We start from the raw sequence: 13,916 nt of genomic DNA on the forward strand, positions 1-13,916 counted from the left end.
ACTTGCATGAGTCTGCAAGGTAAAGTTGCACTGGTCACCGGTGCAAGCCGCGGTATCGGCCAGGCCATCGCGCTGGAACTGGGCCGTCAGGGCGCCATCGTTATTGGCACCGCCACCTCCGCGTCGGGCGCCGAACGCATCGCCGCGACCCTGAAGGAAAACGGTATTCAGGGCGCGGGTTTCGAACTCAACGTCACCAGCGACGAATCGGTCAGCGCCGTGCTGGCGGGTATTCAGGAGCAGTTCGGTGCGCCAGTGGCGATTCTGGTCAATAATGCCGGCATCACCCGCGATAACCTGATGATGCGCATGAAAGACGACGAGTGGTACGACGTGATCGATACCAACCTGAACAGTCTGTATCGCCTGTCCAAGGGCGTTTTGCGCGGCATGACCAAGGCGCGCTGGGGTCGAATTATCAGTATTGGCTCGGTGGTGGGTGCCATGGGCAACGCTGGCCAAGTAAACTATGCAGCCGCCAAGGCCGGTCTGGAAGGTTTCAGCCGTGCGATGGCGCGTGAAGTCGGTTCGCGTTCGATTACGGTTAACTCGGTAACCCCAGGGTTCATCGACACCGATATGACCCGCGAGCTGCCTGAAGCGCAGCGTGAAGCCTTGCAGACGCAGATTCCGCTGGGTCGTCTGGGACAAGCTCAAGAGATCGCGTCCGTGGTCGCTTTTCTTGCGTCCGACGGTGCGGCATACGTCACCGGGGCTACAATTCCGGTGAACGGTGGGATGTACATGTGAGTAAAATGTGACGGATTGCTTCAAAAAAATGTCATACGAGCTGTCTAAAATCCGTTATAAAGCTGCAATCTATTTATAGGCAGAGGGTCGCAGGGTTTGAGGAGTGAAGCTTTCAGTTGAAAAGCTGAAAAGTCTTTCTATACACTTACCCACCGGCCAGCTGCCTGAATTTGTCCATTAGGAGTGAAAACAAGGTATGAGCACCATCGAAGAGCGCGTCAAGAAAATCGTTGCCGAGCAACTGGGTGTTAAAGAAGAAGAAGTGGTCAACACCGCTTCCTTCGTAGAAGACCTGGGTGCCGACTCCCTTGACACCGTTGAGCTGGTGATGGCTCTGGAAGAGGAATTCGAGACCGAAATCCCTGACGAAGAAGCTGAGAAGATCACTACTGTACAAGCTGCAATCGACTACGTTACCAGCCACCAGGCGTAATAGTTTGTAATCGTTGCTTGCTGTCATGGAAAAACCGCACTGCCATCATGGCGTGCGGTTTTTTCTTTAGGCCTGATGCAAAGTCGTCATTTGAAAAAGGAGAGTGCTGTGTCGCGTAGACGCGTCGTAGTCACCGGTATGGGTATGTTGTCGCCACTGGGCACGGATGTGCCGAGCAGTTGGCAGGGCATTCTGGCTGGCCGCAGTGGCATTGGTCTGATCGAACACACCGACCTTTCTGCCTATTCGACCCGCTTTGGCGGTTCGGTCAAAGGCTTCAATGTCGAGGAATACCTGTCGGTCAAGGAAGCGCGCAAGCTCGACCTGTTCATTCAGTACGGCCTCGCCGCAGGCTTTCAAGCCGTGCGCAACGCCGGTCTGGAAGTCACCGATGCCAACCGTGAACGCATTGGCGTGGCCATGGGTTCGGGTATCGGCGGTCTGACCAACATCGAAGAAACCAGCCGCACCCTGCACGAGACTGGCCCGCGCCGGATTTCTCCGTTCTTTGTGCCGGGTTCGATCATCAATATGATTTCAGGGTTCCTGTCCATTCACTTGGGTGCACAGGGACCTAACTACGCCATCGCCACAGCGTGCACCACCGGTACGCACTGCATTGGCATGGCGGCGCGCAACATCATGTACGACGAAGCCGACGTGATGATTGCCGGGGGTGCCGAGATGGCTGCCTGCGGTCTGGGAATGGGCGGCTTCGGCGCGTCCCGTGCACTGTCGACGCGCAACGACGAGCCGACCCGCGCCAGCCGTCCATGGGACAAGGGGCGCGACGGCTTCGTACTGTCCGACGGCTCCGGTGCCCTGGTGCTTGAGGAGCTCGAGCACGCCAAGGCTCGCGGCGCGACCATCTATGCCGAACTGATCGGTTTTGGTACCAGCGGCGACGCGTTCCACATGACGTCGCCTCCCGCCGATGGCGCCGGTGCCGCACGCTGCATCACCAATGCGCTGCGCGACGCGAAGATCAACGCCGATCAGGTGCAGTACATCAACGCCCACGGTACATCGACCCCGGCCGGTGACCTCGCCGAAGCCAACGCGATCAAGTCGGTGTTCGGTGATCACGCCTACAAGCTGGCCGTCAGCTCGACCAAGTCGATGACCGGCCACCTGTTGGGTGCGGCGGGCGCGGTTGAAGCGATCTTCAGCGTGCTGGCGATCAACAGCCAGGTGGCGCCGCCCACCATCAATCTGGATGAGCCGGACGAAGGCTGCGATCTCGATTTCGTGCCGCACACGGCGCGCAACATGGACATCGATGTCGTGCTGTCCAACTCCTTCGGTTTTGGCGGCACCAACGGTACGCTGGCGTTCCGTCGGTTCGCAGGCTGATGGACTGCTGGGTCGACGGTCAGCCAGCGCACGCACTGTCGCTGAAAGATCGCGGCCTGGCTTACGGTGATGGTCTGTTCGAGACCATTGCCGTGCGTGGCGGCCAGCCGATCCTGCTGGATCGGCATCTGAAGCGGCTGGCCGAGGGCTGTTCGCGTCTTGCTATCGCTGCAGATATCGAAGTGATTCGTCATGAGCTGCTCGCCTACGGGTCTGCAATGGGCGAGGGCGTGCTCAAGTTGATCCTCACCCGTGGCGATGGCTTGCGTGGTTACGCGCCCGACCCTGCTGCGCCGGGCCGGCGCATTCTGCAAGGTAACCCTCCTGCTGCTTATCCTGCGGTTCATGGTGAGCACGGCATTCGCCTGTTCCCGTGCAACACGCGTCTGTCCAGGCAACCTCTGCTCGCCGGGCTCAAACACCTCAATCGTCTTGAACAGGTTCTCGCCCGCGCCGAATGGCAAGACAGCGAGCACGCCGAAGGCTTGATGCTTGATCAGGCCGGGCGAGTGATCGAAGGCGTGTTCAGTAATCTGTTTCTGGTGCGAGACGGTGTGCTGATGACGCCCGATTTGCAGCGCTGCGGAGTCGCCGGGGTGATGCGCGCCGAATTATTGTTTCAGGCCGAGTCATTGGCCATCCCCATCCAAATCGCCGATATCAGCCTCGAACAGCTGCAATGGGCTGATGAAGTTTTTGTCTGTAACAGCGTGTACGGCATCTGGCCGGTACGCGCCTATGCTGCGCTGAGCTGGCCGGTTGGGCCGCTCACCCGTAAACTGCAAACCATTGCCCGCGCGCTACTGGATGCCTGATTCGTGAGACGTAAACTATTGCTGCTGCTGGAAACCGGACTGGTTCTGGCAGGGCTGCTGCTGGGCGCCAGCGCCTGGAAAATTCATTCCGCGCTGGAACAGCCCCTGAGCATCAGGCAGGAAGAACTGCTGGATGTACCGAAAGGCTCTACACCGACCCGCACGTTCCTTGAACTCGAAAAAGACGGCGTCATCAAGGATGCGTTCTGGCTGCGCGTCTACTGGCGCTTCAACCTCGCCGGTACGCCGATTCACAGCGGCGAGTACCGCATGCAGCCCGGCATGACCGTCAACGGCCTGATCGATTCGTGGAAGCGTGGTGACGTGGTTCAGTACAGCCTGACCCTCGTCGAAGGCTGGAATTTCCATCAGGTCCGCGCCGCGCTGGCTAAGGATGACAAGCTCGAACAGACCCTCAACGGGCTGAGCGACAGCGACGTGATGGCGAAGATTGGTCACAAGGGGCTGTTCCCGGAAGGCCGGTTCTTCCCGGACACCTATCGCTTCGTGCGCGGCATGTCCGATGCCGAGCTGCTGAAAAAAGCGTTCGATCGTCTCGACGAAGTGCTCGCCAAAGAATGGGCACAGCGTTCCGCCGATGTGCCTTACACCGAACCCTATCAAGCGCTGATCATGGCCTCGCTGGTCGAGAAAGAGACCGGCGTACCGCAGGAGCGCGGCCAGATTGCCGGCGTGTTCGTGCGGCGCATGGCGCTGGGTATGCAGTTGCAGACCGATCCCACGGTGATCTATGGCCTGGGTGATCGCTATACCGGCAAACTGACCCGCGCGCATCTGAAAGAACCGACGCCTTACAACACGTACGTGATCCCCGGCTTGCCGCCCACGCCGATAGCGATGGTCGGGCGCGAAGCGATTCACGCTGCGTTGAATCCTGTGGCGGGCACCAGTCTCTATTTCGTGGCCCGTGGCGACGGCAGCCATGTGTTTTCCGATGACCTCGATGCGCATAACAATGCCGTGCGCGAGTACCAGCTCAAGCGCCGTGCCGATTACCGTTCCAGCCCGGCGCCGGTGACCACGCCGCCAACCACGCCCGAAACCGATGATGCGATTCCGGCGGCCTCGCCGAACACCGCGCCCGAGTCGCTGCCGCAGGTGCCGCCGCAAGAGCCGGCGCCAGCCCCGGTACCGGACGCCGCAGCACCTCAAAACGCGCAATGACTTTGAAAAAGGACTGCCTGTGACTGGCTTGTTTATTACCCTGGAAGGCCCGGAAGGCGCCGGCAAGAGCACGAATCGCGAATACCTGGCGCAGCGCCTGCGGGCTGCGGGTGTCGAGGTTGTGCTGACGCGCGAGCCCGGCGGTACGCCGCTGGCCGAGCGGATACGCGACGTGTTGCTGGCCCCGGCTGATGAAGTGATGAACCCGGACACCGAACTGTTGCTGGTCTTCGCCGCTCGCGCGCAGCATCTGGCCGAGGTCATTCGCCCGGCGCTGGCCCGTGGCGCAGTGGTGCTGTGTGATCGCTTTACCGACTCGACGTACGCCTATCAAGGTGGTGGCCGGGGTTTATCGCTGGAACGCATCGCCACGCTGGAGTCGTTCGTCCAGGGCGGCTTGCGTCCTGACCTGACGCTGATTTTCGATCTGCCCGTTGAAATCGGCCTGGCCCGCGCCAGTGCCCGGGGGCGGCTGGATCGTTTCGAACTTGAAGGCCGAGCGTTTTTCGAGAACGTGCGCAATGCGTTTCTCAAGCGCGCCGAAGCCGATCCTGCGCGTTATGTGCGCATTGATGCCGGCCAGCCGCTGGCCAAGGTTCAACAATCGCTGGATACCTTGCTCCCTAATTTGCTGGAGCTGAGCCGTGGCTGAGGCCTATCCATGGCAGGACAGTCTCTGGCAGCAACTGGCCGGACGCAGCCAGCATGCCCACGCCTATCTGCTGCACGGCCCGGCCGGGATCGGCAAACGTGCGCTGGCCGAACGGTTGATGGCCAGCCTGCTGTGTCAGCGACCGACGCCCGAGGCGTGCGGTGAGTGCAAGTCCTGCTTGCTGCTCAAGGCTGGTAGCCACCCGGACAATTACATTCTTGAACCGGAAGAGGCCGACAAGGCGATCAAGGTCGATCAGGTGCGCGATCTGGTCAGTTTCGTGGTGCAGACCGCGCAGATGGGCGGGCGCAAAGTGGTGCTGATCGAGCCGGTGGAGTCGATGAACATCAACGCCGCCAACGCCTTGCTCAAAAGCCTTGAAGAGCCTTCTGGCGATACCGTCCTGTTGTTGGTCAGCCATCAGACCAGTCGTCTGCTGCCGACCATCAAAAGCCGTTGCGTGCAACAGGCCTGCCCGCTGCCCGGCGAGGCGATGAGCCTCCAATGGCTGGCGCAGGCACTACCGGATTGCTCCGAAGAGGAACGCGTCGAACTGCTGACGTTGGCCGCCGGGTCGCCATTAATGGCAGTCAGCCTGCAATCTCAGGGCGTGCGTGAACAGCGCGCGCAAGTGGTCGAAGGCGTGAAAAAATTGCTCAAACAGCAGCAATCGCCGACGCAGTTGGCTGAAGAGTGGAAAAACATTCCGATGCTGCGCCTGTTCGACTGGTTCTGCGACTGGTCGAGTCTGATCCTGCGTTATCAACTGACCCAGGACGAAGCAGGCCTCGGCCTCACCGACATGCGCAAGGTCGTGCAGTACCTGGCTCAGAAAAGCGCGCAAGGCAAGGTGCTCGATATTCAGGACTGGATTCTCGCTCAGCGTCAGAAGGTACTGAGCAAGGCCAATCTCAACCCGGCACTGCTGCTCGAAGCATTGTTGGTGCAATGGGCGGGATTGCCTGGTCAAAGATAAGAATGTGTACCTAGACTCTGACTATCAGCAGTGGAGGTGAACATGATTGAACCTGTCAGCCCAGGGCCGCGTAACGGCATTTTGTCCCTGACCATCAAGGACAAGTCCGTGCTTTACGCCGCCTACATGCCGTTCATCAAGAATGGCGGCCTGTTCATCCCGACCAACAAAAGCTACAAGTTGGGCGACGAGGTGTTCATGCTCCTGCACCTGATGGACGAAGCGGAAAAAATTCCGGTCGCCGGCAAAGTCGCCTGGATCACGCCCAAAGGTGCGCAGGGCAACCGTGCGGCCGGTGTCGGCGTGCAGTTCAATGACGGCGACAACACCGCGCGCAGTCGCATCGAAACTCATCTGGCCGGAGCGCTGAAATCCGACCGTCCCACTCATACGATGTAAGTTGCAGTCTTTTATGCTCGTAGATTCCCATTGTCACCTCGATCGCCTCGACCTCGCCGCCCATGACGGCTCGCTGGATGCTGCACTCGATGCAGCACGTCAGCGCGGAGTCGGGCATTTCCTGTGTATCGGCGTGAGCGCCGACAACGCCGCCGACGTCAAGGCGCTTGCCGAGCGCTACGACGACGTTGATTGCTCGGTGGGTGTGCACCCGCTGGATGTGCAGCCGGGCGGGGCGCCTGCACTGGACTGGCTGCTGCAGGAGCTCAATCACCCGAAAGTGGTCGCCATCGGCGAAACCGGCCTGGATTATCACTACGAGCCGGAAGCCGCCGAGTTGCAGCAAGAGTCGTTTCGTCTGCATCTGCAAGCTGCACAGCAGACCGGCAAACCGGTCATCATCCATACCCGTGGCGCCCGCGCCGACACCCTCGAACTGCTGCGCGAGGCAGCCTTGCCCCAGGCCGGCGTTTTGCATTGCTTCACCGAAGACTGGGACATGGCCAAGGCGGCGCTGGACATGGGGTATTACATTTCCCTGTCGGGCATCGTCACGTTTCGCAATGCCGACGCCCTGCGTGATGTGGCTAGCAAGGTGCCAGCCGATCGCCTCCTGGTTGAAACCGATTCGCCGTATCTTGCGCCGATCCCTTATCGCGGCAAGCCGAACCTGCCGCAGTACGTGCGTGAAGTGGCGGAGTTTCTGGCGATGCTGCGGGGAGAGAACTACGAGCGCTTTGCCGAGCAGACCACGGAGAACTTCAAGCGGCTGTTCCCATTGGCGAGTGTTAAATCCGCCGTATGACGGCTGGCTGAATCGCAGGCAAAAAAAACCCGGGTTCTGGGGGGTGAATCCGGGTTAAGACCATTAGGAGTAAAACAAAGGCACGCGGTCCGTTGGTACCTTTATCGGCGCGACACTTGGGGGAGATGTCGCCCGACAGTTCAAGTATTGATCAGTCTGGCGCGTCGTCCAGTAAGCCGGTCGGCGTTTTTAAACAATTTTGGAATACGATTGCTTCGGTTGAGTTCTCATTGAGGCTGAATCGTTCCCAAAATGAACAAGAAACGCAGATACGGTCGGATGATCCGTGCATTTTTGCGCAAGTTAGGCATAATACGCGGCTTCGAATTTTGACCCTTCAGACCTTTTTCTTATGCATAAAGAACCTCGTAAGGTCCGTGAATTTCGTCGCCGCGAGCAGGAAATTCTCGATACCGCGCTCAAGCTGTTCCTCGAACAAGGTGAAGACAGTGTCACCGTCGAGATGATTGCTGATGCCGTGGGTATCGGCAAAGGCACGATCTATAAGCACTTCAAATCCAAGGCCGAGATCTACTTGCGCCTGATGCTCGATTACGAGCGCGATCTGAACGAGCTGCTGCATTCGGCGGATGTCGACAAGGACAAGGAGGCGCTGTCTCGCGCCTACTTCGAATTCCGCATGCGCGACCCGCAGCGTTATCGCCTGTTCGACCGCCTCGAAGAGAAAGTGGTCAAGGGCAATCAGGTGCCGGAGATGGTCGAGGAGTTGCACAAGATTCGCGCCTCGAACTTCGAACGCCTGACGCTGCTGATAAAGGGCCGGATCAGCGAAGGCAAGCTCGAAGACGTGCCGCCGTACTTCCATTACTGCGCGTCCTGGGCGCTGGTGCACGGCGCGGTGGCGCTGTATCACTCGCCGTTCTGGAGCAATGTGCTGGAAGATCAGGAAGGTTTCTTCCAGTTCCTGATGGACATCGGCGTGCGCATGGGCAACAAGCGCAAGCGTGATCCGGAAACACCGAGCACTTGAGTCATTCAGCGAGCTGATTGCGCGGTGTTTTCGCAACATGGCGCAGTACCTCAGGAATATACTCAGGCATAGGGCTTGCTAAAACTTGATTTGTGAGTCAAGTTTTAGCCGCTCGATGTCCTTTCGCCGGAGTGTTTCATGATCGTTGACCGTCAAGGCAGGCGCTTTCGCAATTTGCGGATCAGCCTGACGTCTGCCTGCAATTACGCCTGTACCTACTGCGTGCCGAACGGCAAGCGGTTGGTGGCTGCGCAGGACGAACTGTCCGCCGATGCCATGGCGCGCGGTGTGGAATACCTGATCGAAGCGGCCGGCATCGAGCGCCTGCGCATCACCGGCGGTGAGCCGCTGGTGAGCCCCAAACTCGAATCGTTCATGAGCGCCGTCGGCAAGATGGGGCTGGACGACATCAGCCTGACCACCAACGGTCAGCTCCTCGCGAAAAAACTGCCGCTGCTGGTGGATGCCGGTCTGCGCCGGATCAACGTCTCTCTCGACACGCTGGATGCCGGCGCATTCCGCAGCATCGCCCGTGGCGGTGATCTGGCCACGGTGCTCGACGGCATGGATCAAGCGAAAGCGGCGGGCATGAAGATCAAGGTCAACATGGTGCCCCTGCGCGGCCAGAATCTTGACCAGGTCATGCCATTGCTTGATTACTGCCTGGAGCGCGGCTTCGAGCTGCGCTTCATCGAGTTGATGCGCATGGGGCATCTGGCCAAGGATGCGAACGCGTTCTTGCAACAGTTCGTCAGCCTGCAGCAGCTGCTGGCGCTGATCGGCGAGCGCTACGAGTACGCACAAACCGACGCGCCGGTCGACGCTACGGCGGTGCGCTATTCCATCCCGCGCCTGGGCAACTTCGGCGTGATCGCCAACGAAAGCGTGCCGTTCTGCCGGACCTGTTCGCGCTTGCGCCTGTCATCGACCGGTTGGCTGCATGGCTGCCTGTCGTCGAGCAACCGCCACTATGTCGGCGATCTGCTCGACAAACCGCGCCACCAGGCTTTGCCGGCACTGCAACGTTTGCTGGTCAAGGCGTTGGGTGACAAGCAGGAGATGGCGTTCTCCGGTGGTGCGACCGTCATGAAGATCATTGGCGGCTGATTAACCGCCTTCGCGAGCAGGCTCGCTCCCACATTTGGATTGCATTTCAATTGTGGGAGCGAGCCTGCTCGCGAATGCCTCTATCACTGAATTTGTCGAGCTGGCGCAAAAGCTGCATTCAACGGCCATTCGCCGGTTTTCCGACACCGGCTTCTGGAGGATGAGGGATGCGTAGCCTGGTTTTGCTGCTGGCCGTTTTGGCGCTTGGCGGCTGCATGAATGTCAGCGATATGGCCGAAGGCACTCGCTATCACATGAGCGACGCGGGGCTGCTGGATCACAGCGACAGTCGCCGCGTGAATAACTTCCGCATTCAGCCGGATTCGTTCATCTACATCGCCCAGGGCGCGTTTGCGCCGCCGGGTGGTTCGTACCCACGGCCCAACGTGGTGGCCGAAGAAGCCTTCAAAGGGTTTGTCGAATACTTCCCGATGGTCCGCCGCGCCCGTGCACCCGAAGGCCTTGATCAGGCAATGGGCGAAGCCCGCGACGCTGGTGCGCATTACCTGCTCTATACGCGTTTCGCCAAGGCTGATGACCGCATCGGCAACTCCGACGAGTGGCTGGATCAAGAAGCCGTGGATCGCCTCGGTATCGATGGTGGCGTGATTCAAATCATGTTGATCGAGACCAGCACCCAGTATTTGATTGATACTGCACGCATCAAAAGTCGTGGCGGTTTACTGACGTTCCACGACGCCAAACCCGAAGACCTCATCGGTCCGCCACTGGCGCAGTACGCACGCAGCCTCTTGGGGATCGGCGACCGGTAATCAAAGGAGTACGCCATGAGTGAGCCGCAAAAAGCCAATGACCTGTTGGGGCAGATCCCCAAGACCAAAGGCCTGCCACCGGTGCATTTGTGGAATCCCGACTTCTGCGGCCACATCGACATGCGCATCGCCCGCGATGGCACCTGGTATTACCAGGGCACGCCGATCGGGCGCAAGCCGATGGTCAAACTGTTCTCCACGATCATCCGCCGCGATGGCGATGATTATTTCCTGATCACGCCGGTCGAGAAGGTCGGGATCAAAGTCGATGACGCGCCGTTCGTGGCGATTGCCGTGGACGTGGAAGGCGAGGGCGAGGCGCAGGTTCTGCGCTTTACCACCAACGTCGACGAAACCACTGAAGCGGGGGGTGAGCATCCTATCCGCGTCGAGACCGATCCGGCGACCCAAGAGCCTGCGCCTTATGTGCATGTGCGGACCAATCTTGAAGCGCTGATCCACCGTAATGTGTTCTATCAGTTGGTGGAATTGGCGGTGAGCCGCGAGATTGATGGTCAGCGCTGGCTGGGCGTGTGGAGCGGCGGCGAATTCTTTCGCATCGGCCTGGAACCCTGACCCGCGTTGAGTCCTGACACAAATCCAAACTGTGGGAGCGAGCCTGCTCGCGAATGCGTCAGTTCAGTCGCCATCAGGTTGACTGACACGACGCTTTCGCGAGCAGGCTCGCTCCCACATTGGTTTGCTCACTGTCTGAAAAAATCTCGTTGACTGTCATTCGTATGATGATTAGCGTAGTCACCCATCGCGATTCGCCCTGAGGTGTCCATGTCCAGCAGCTTCCATGCGTCAACCGTTGACTGGCTGGGCAGCTGGATTGCCGCCGGCCAGGTCAAGCCTGGGCAGACCATCAAGGTAGAGGCGGATCTGGGCGAGCAGCTCGGCGTGAGCCGCACTGTTATTCGTGAAGCCATTAAAACTCTCGTCGCCAAAGGCATGCTCGAAGTCGGGCCAAAAGTCGGCACCCGCGTATTGCCGGTGCGGCGCTGGAATCTTTTCGATCCGCAAGTCGTCGGTTGGTTGTCACGCAACGGTTTGCCGGAAAACTTTGTCGATGACTTGCTGGACTTGCGCCGCACCATCGAACCGATGGCGGTGCGCTGGGCTTGCGAACGTGCAACGCCGGAGCAGATCGAAGCCGTGCAGCTGGCATTCAACGCCCTTGAACGCGCCGTCGACAGCGGCATCGATTACAACCGTGCCGACCAGGCGTTTCATGAATGCATACTTGCCGCCAGCCATAACCAATTCATCGAACAAATGGTCCCGGCCCTTGGCGCTTTGCTCGCAGTGTCATTCGAGGTCTCAGCCGCCGACCCCGATGAACTGCGCCGCACCTTGCCGATCCATAAAGACATGGCCGACGCCATCGCCGCTCGCGATTCGACGCGCGGTGTGTGGGCCTGCATGACCCTGATCGACAACGCCGATCTGGCGATCAAACGGTTTTACCCGAAAGTCATGGCCGGCAGAAAAGCCAGCTAATACCGAAAATCCGCTGTGGGAGCGAGCCTGCCCGCGAAGGCGGTGTATCAGGCAACTCATGCATCGACTGACACGACGCTTTCGCGAGCAGGCTCGCTCCCACATTGAAAACAAGAACATGAAGGATTCCAGATGACCTGCACCGCCCTGACCGAACACCGCGCGCAACTCGGCGAAGGCCCGTTCTGGGACGCGCCGACCCAGGCGTTGTACTGGGTTGATATCGCCGGCAAACAAGCGCTGCGCCTGATCGGCCAGAACGTGCAGATCTGGCAGATGCCTGAACATATTTCCGCTTTTATTCCCTGCGTGAGCGGCGATGCACTGGTCACGCTGAGCAGCGGCGTCTATCGGCTGGATCTCGATTCCCCCGGCCTCGAACCACGGCTGACCCTGTTCTGTGTCGCCGACCCGCAACCGGGCAACCGTCCCAACGAAGCCCGTTGTGATGCCCAGGGCAGGTTGTGGCTCGGCACCATGCAAAACAATATTGGCGAGGCGGGCGAGGATCTGCCGATAGTGCGCCGCTCCGGTGGCCTGTTCCGCATCGATCCGGATCAGCGCGTCACGCCGCTGCTGCTCAACCTTGGGATTCCCAATACGCTTCTGTGGAGCGACGACGCCACGACGCTGCTGTTTGGCGACAGTCTCGACAGTACGCTGCATCGCTATTTCATTCACACCGACGGCCATCTTGACGTTCCGCAGGTCTGGTACGGCCCGGACGGGCAGGGCGGACCGGATGGTTCGGCCATGGACGCCGAAGGCTACGTGTGGAATGCCCGCTGGGACGGCAGCTGCCTGTTGCGCCTGACGCCCGACGGCAAGGTTGATCGCAGGATTGATCTGCCGGTCAGCCGTCCGACCAGTTGCGTCTTCGGTGGCGAAGACCTGAAAACCCTATACATCACCAGTGCGAAAAGCCCGCACGACCATCCACTGGACGGAGCCGTGCTGTCGATGCGTGTGGACGTTGCAGGAAAATTCTGTACGCGCTTTGCTGGTTGAATCCCAAAATATGGGATGCAAAATTATATATTGAGATTATTTGGCGGTCGGGTTTATAGTCGGCTCCATCGGTAATACGCACTCACACTTAAAAGAACAAAACAGGTGAAGTGATGCAGCGAATCCTTGTCGCCCGCGCAAGCGGGATCCGCGTATCGCAACGGCACATCGCCGTCAGCGACGCCTGCCTGTTTCATTCTCCCCGCCTGCAAAACCGGACATCGACGGGTGCCCGGTTTTTTTGCGCGTGCGAGCAGGGGGCCTGAGCATGGCTGAAGCATTGACGCTGCCTCCCGTGCCGGAACCGCCAAAGGGCGAGCGCCTGAAAAACAAGGTCGTGCTGCTGACCGGTGCTGCCCAGGGGATCGGCGAAGCCATCGTCGCCGCCTTCGCTTCGCAACAGGCAAAACTGCTTATCAGTGATATCCAGGCCGACAAGGTCGAACAGGTTGCCGCCCATTGGCGCGAGCGAGGCCATGACGTGCAGGCGCTCAAAGCCGACGTCTCGTGCCAGCAGGATTTGCAGGCCATGGCCAGACGCGCCGTGGAGTTGCATGGCCGCATCGATGTGCTGGTTAACTGCGCCGGCGTCAATGTATTCCGCGATCCGCTGCTAATGACTGAAGAAGACTGGCGCCGCTGCTTCGCCATCGATCTGGATGGCGCCTGGTACGGCTGCAAAGCCGTGCTGCCGCAAATGATCGAGCAGGGCGTTGGCAGCATCATCAACATCGCCTCGACCCATTCCAGCCACATCATTCCCGGCTGTTTCCCCTACCCGGTGGCAAAGCACGGCCTGCTCGGACTGACCCGAGCCCTTGGCATCGAATACGCCGCGAAGGGCATACGCGTCAACGCTATCGCGCCGGGCTACATCGAAACGCAACTGAACGTCGATTACTGGAACGGCTTTGCCGACCCGCACGCTGAACGTCAGCGCGCCTTCGACCTGCACCCGCCCAAACGCATTGGACAGCCGATCGAGGTGGCGATGACAGTCGTATTCCTGGCCAGCGATGAAGCGCCCTTTATCAACGCCTCGTGCATCACCATTGATGGTGGTCGCTCGGTGATGTACCACGACTGAATAAAACGGATTTTACGCGCTGAACTACGCTTGAAATCCAATCATCATACGATATGACTATTTTAACCAGCTTGACCGA

General features: G+C 59.5%; 16 protein-coding genes. All 16 read left to right on the forward strand.

The window, feature by feature from the left end:
* Window positions 1-6 precede the first annotated feature (6 nt).
* The 16 genes from fabG to HU727_RS08835 all read left to right on the forward strand — a co-directional run bounded on the left by fabG (window position 7) and on the right by HU727_RS08835 (window position 13,837).
* Window positions 7-750, forward strand: coding sequence for a 3-oxoacyl-ACP reductase FabG (gene fabG / locus HU727_RS08760; RefSeq protein WP_034155354.1), 744 nt, complete (start codon window positions 7-9; stop codon window positions 748-750).
* A 196-nt stretch (window positions 751-946) separates the two neighbouring features.
* Window positions 947-1,183: an acyl carrier protein gene (gene acpP / locus HU727_RS08765; RefSeq protein ID WP_003175607.1), complete on the forward strand. Its 237-nt coding sequence runs from the start codon at window positions 947-949 to the stop codon at window positions 1,181-1,183.
* 108 nt (window positions 1,184-1,291) lie between these two features.
* Window positions 1,292-2,536 (forward strand): beta-ketoacyl-ACP synthase II, encoded by a 1,245-nt coding sequence (fabF, locus tag HU727_RS08770; protein ID WP_186529584.1) that lies wholly within the window; start codon window positions 1,292-1,294, stop codon window positions 2,534-2,536.
* Window positions 2,536-3,351: an aminodeoxychorismate lyase gene (gene pabC / locus HU727_RS08775; RefSeq protein WP_186529582.1), complete on the forward strand. Its 816-nt coding sequence runs from the start codon at window positions 2,536-2,538 to the stop codon at window positions 3,349-3,351. Before fabF ends, pabC begins: the two co-directional genes overlap by 1 nt.
* A 3-nt stretch (window positions 3,352-3,354) precedes the next feature.
* Window positions 3,355-4,536: an endolytic transglycosylase MltG gene (gene mltG, locus HU727_RS08780; protein ID WP_186529580.1), complete on the forward strand. Its 1,182-nt coding sequence runs from the start codon at window positions 3,355-3,357 to the stop codon at window positions 4,534-4,536.
* A 19-nt stretch (window positions 4,537-4,555) separates the two neighbouring features.
* Window positions 4,556-5,188, forward strand: coding sequence for a dTMP kinase (gene tmk, locus HU727_RS08785; RefSeq protein ID WP_186529578.1), 633 nt, complete (start codon window positions 4,556-4,558; stop codon window positions 5,186-5,188).
* Window positions 5,181-6,164 carry a DNA polymerase III subunit delta' gene (locus HU727_RS08790; RefSeq protein WP_186529576.1) on the forward strand — a complete coding sequence of 328 codons (984 nt, stop codon included), beginning with the start codon at window positions 5,181-5,183 and terminating at the stop codon, window positions 6,162-6,164. Before tmk ends, HU727_RS08790 begins: the two co-directional genes overlap by 8 nt.
* 42 nt (window positions 6,165-6,206) lie before the next feature.
* The gene (locus HU727_RS08795; RefSeq protein WP_186529574.1) at window positions 6,207-6,563 is read left to right on the forward strand and encodes a PilZ domain-containing protein; all 357 of its coding nucleotides are present in this window, start codon (window positions 6,207-6,209) and stop codon (window positions 6,561-6,563) included.
* Between the two features lie 13 nt (window positions 6,564-6,576).
* A complete protein-coding gene (locus HU727_RS08800) occupies window positions 6,577-7,368 on the forward strand; it encodes a TatD family hydrolase (RefSeq protein ID WP_186529566.1) in 792 nt (263 codons plus the stop codon).
* Window positions 7,369-7,720: 352 nt separating this feature from the next.
* Window positions 7,721-8,359 (forward strand): TetR/AcrR family transcriptional regulator, encoded by a 639-nt coding sequence (locus HU727_RS08805; protein ID WP_186529565.1) that lies wholly within the window; start codon window positions 7,721-7,723, stop codon window positions 8,357-8,359.
* 138 nt (window positions 8,360-8,497) lie between these two features.
* Window positions 8,498-9,466, forward strand: a complete 969-nt coding sequence (locus HU727_RS08810; protein ID WP_186529563.1) for a GTP 3',8-cyclase MoaA — start codon at window positions 8,498-8,500, stop codon at window positions 9,464-9,466.
* Window positions 9,467-9,633: 167 nt separating this feature from the next.
* Entirely contained in the window at window positions 9,634-10,239 is a 606-nt protein-coding gene (locus tag HU727_RS08815; RefSeq protein ID WP_186529553.1) for a DUF4823 domain-containing protein, read from the forward strand.
* A 15-nt stretch (window positions 10,240-10,254) separates the two neighbouring features.
* Window positions 10,255-10,815 (forward strand): DUF1285 domain-containing protein, encoded by a 561-nt coding sequence (locus tag HU727_RS08820; protein ID WP_186529551.1) that lies wholly within the window; start codon window positions 10,255-10,257, stop codon window positions 10,813-10,815.
* A 210-nt stretch (window positions 10,816-11,025) separates the two neighbouring features.
* The gene (locus tag HU727_RS08825; protein ID WP_101156423.1) at window positions 11,026-11,742 is read left to right on the forward strand and encodes a FadR/GntR family transcriptional regulator; all 717 of its coding nucleotides are present in this window, start codon (window positions 11,026-11,028) and stop codon (window positions 11,740-11,742) included.
* A gap of 132 nt (window positions 11,743-11,874) precedes the next feature.
* Window positions 11,875-12,750, forward strand: coding sequence for an SMP-30/gluconolactonase/LRE family protein (locus HU727_RS08830; RefSeq protein WP_186529540.1), 876 nt, complete (start codon window positions 11,875-11,877; stop codon window positions 12,748-12,750).
* 268 nt (window positions 12,751-13,018) lie between these two features.
* Window positions 13,019-13,837, forward strand: coding sequence for an SDR family oxidoreductase (locus tag HU727_RS08835; protein ID WP_186529538.1), 819 nt, complete (start codon window positions 13,019-13,021; stop codon window positions 13,835-13,837).
* The last annotated feature ends 79 nt before the right edge of the window (window positions 13,838-13,916 follow it).

Origin of the sequence: Pseudomonas khorasanensis, assembly GCF_014268505.2 — a bacterium.
In the GTDB taxonomy this organism is placed as follows: Bacteria; Pseudomonadota; Gammaproteobacteria; order Pseudomonadales; family Pseudomonadaceae; genus Aquipseudomonas; species Aquipseudomonas khorasanensis.

Coding starts and splice junctions, on each gene's coding strand:
- fabG (WP_034155354.1), top strand. CDS start 7: ATGAGTCTGCAAGGTAAAGTTGCACTGGTCACCGGTGCAAGCCGCGGT.
- acpP (WP_003175607.1), top strand. CDS start 947: ATGAGCACCATCGAAGAGCGCGTCAAGAAAATCGTTGCCGAGCAACTG.
- pabC (WP_186529582.1), top strand. CDS start 2,536: ATGGACTGCTGGGTCGACGGTCAGCCAGCGCACGCACTGTCGCTGAAA.
- HU727_RS08795 (WP_186529574.1), top strand. CDS start 6,207: ATGATTGAACCTGTCAGCCCAGGGCCGCGTAACGGCATTTTGTCCCTG.
- HU727_RS08800 (WP_186529566.1), top strand. CDS start 6,577: ATGCTCGTAGATTCCCATTGTCACCTCGATCGCCTCGACCTCGCCGCC.
- HU727_RS08805 (WP_186529565.1), top strand. CDS start 7,721: ATGCATAAAGAACCTCGTAAGGTCCGTGAATTTCGTCGCCGCGAGCAG.
- HU727_RS08810 (WP_186529563.1), top strand. CDS start 8,498: ATGATCGTTGACCGTCAAGGCAGGCGCTTTCGCAATTTGCGGATCAGC.
- HU727_RS08815 (WP_186529553.1), top strand. CDS start 9,634: ATGCGTAGCCTGGTTTTGCTGCTGGCCGTTTTGGCGCTTGGCGGCTGC.
- HU727_RS08820 (WP_186529551.1), top strand. CDS start 10,255: ATGAGTGAGCCGCAAAAAGCCAATGACCTGTTGGGGCAGATCCCCAAG.
- HU727_RS08825 (WP_101156423.1), top strand. CDS start 11,026: ATGTCCAGCAGCTTCCATGCGTCAACCGTTGACTGGCTGGGCAGCTGG.
- HU727_RS08830 (WP_186529540.1), top strand. CDS start 11,875: ATGACCTGCACCGCCCTGACCGAACACCGCGCGCAACTCGGCGAAGGC.
- HU727_RS08835 (WP_186529538.1), top strand. CDS start 13,019: ATGGCTGAAGCATTGACGCTGCCTCCCGTGCCGGAACCGCCAAAGGGC.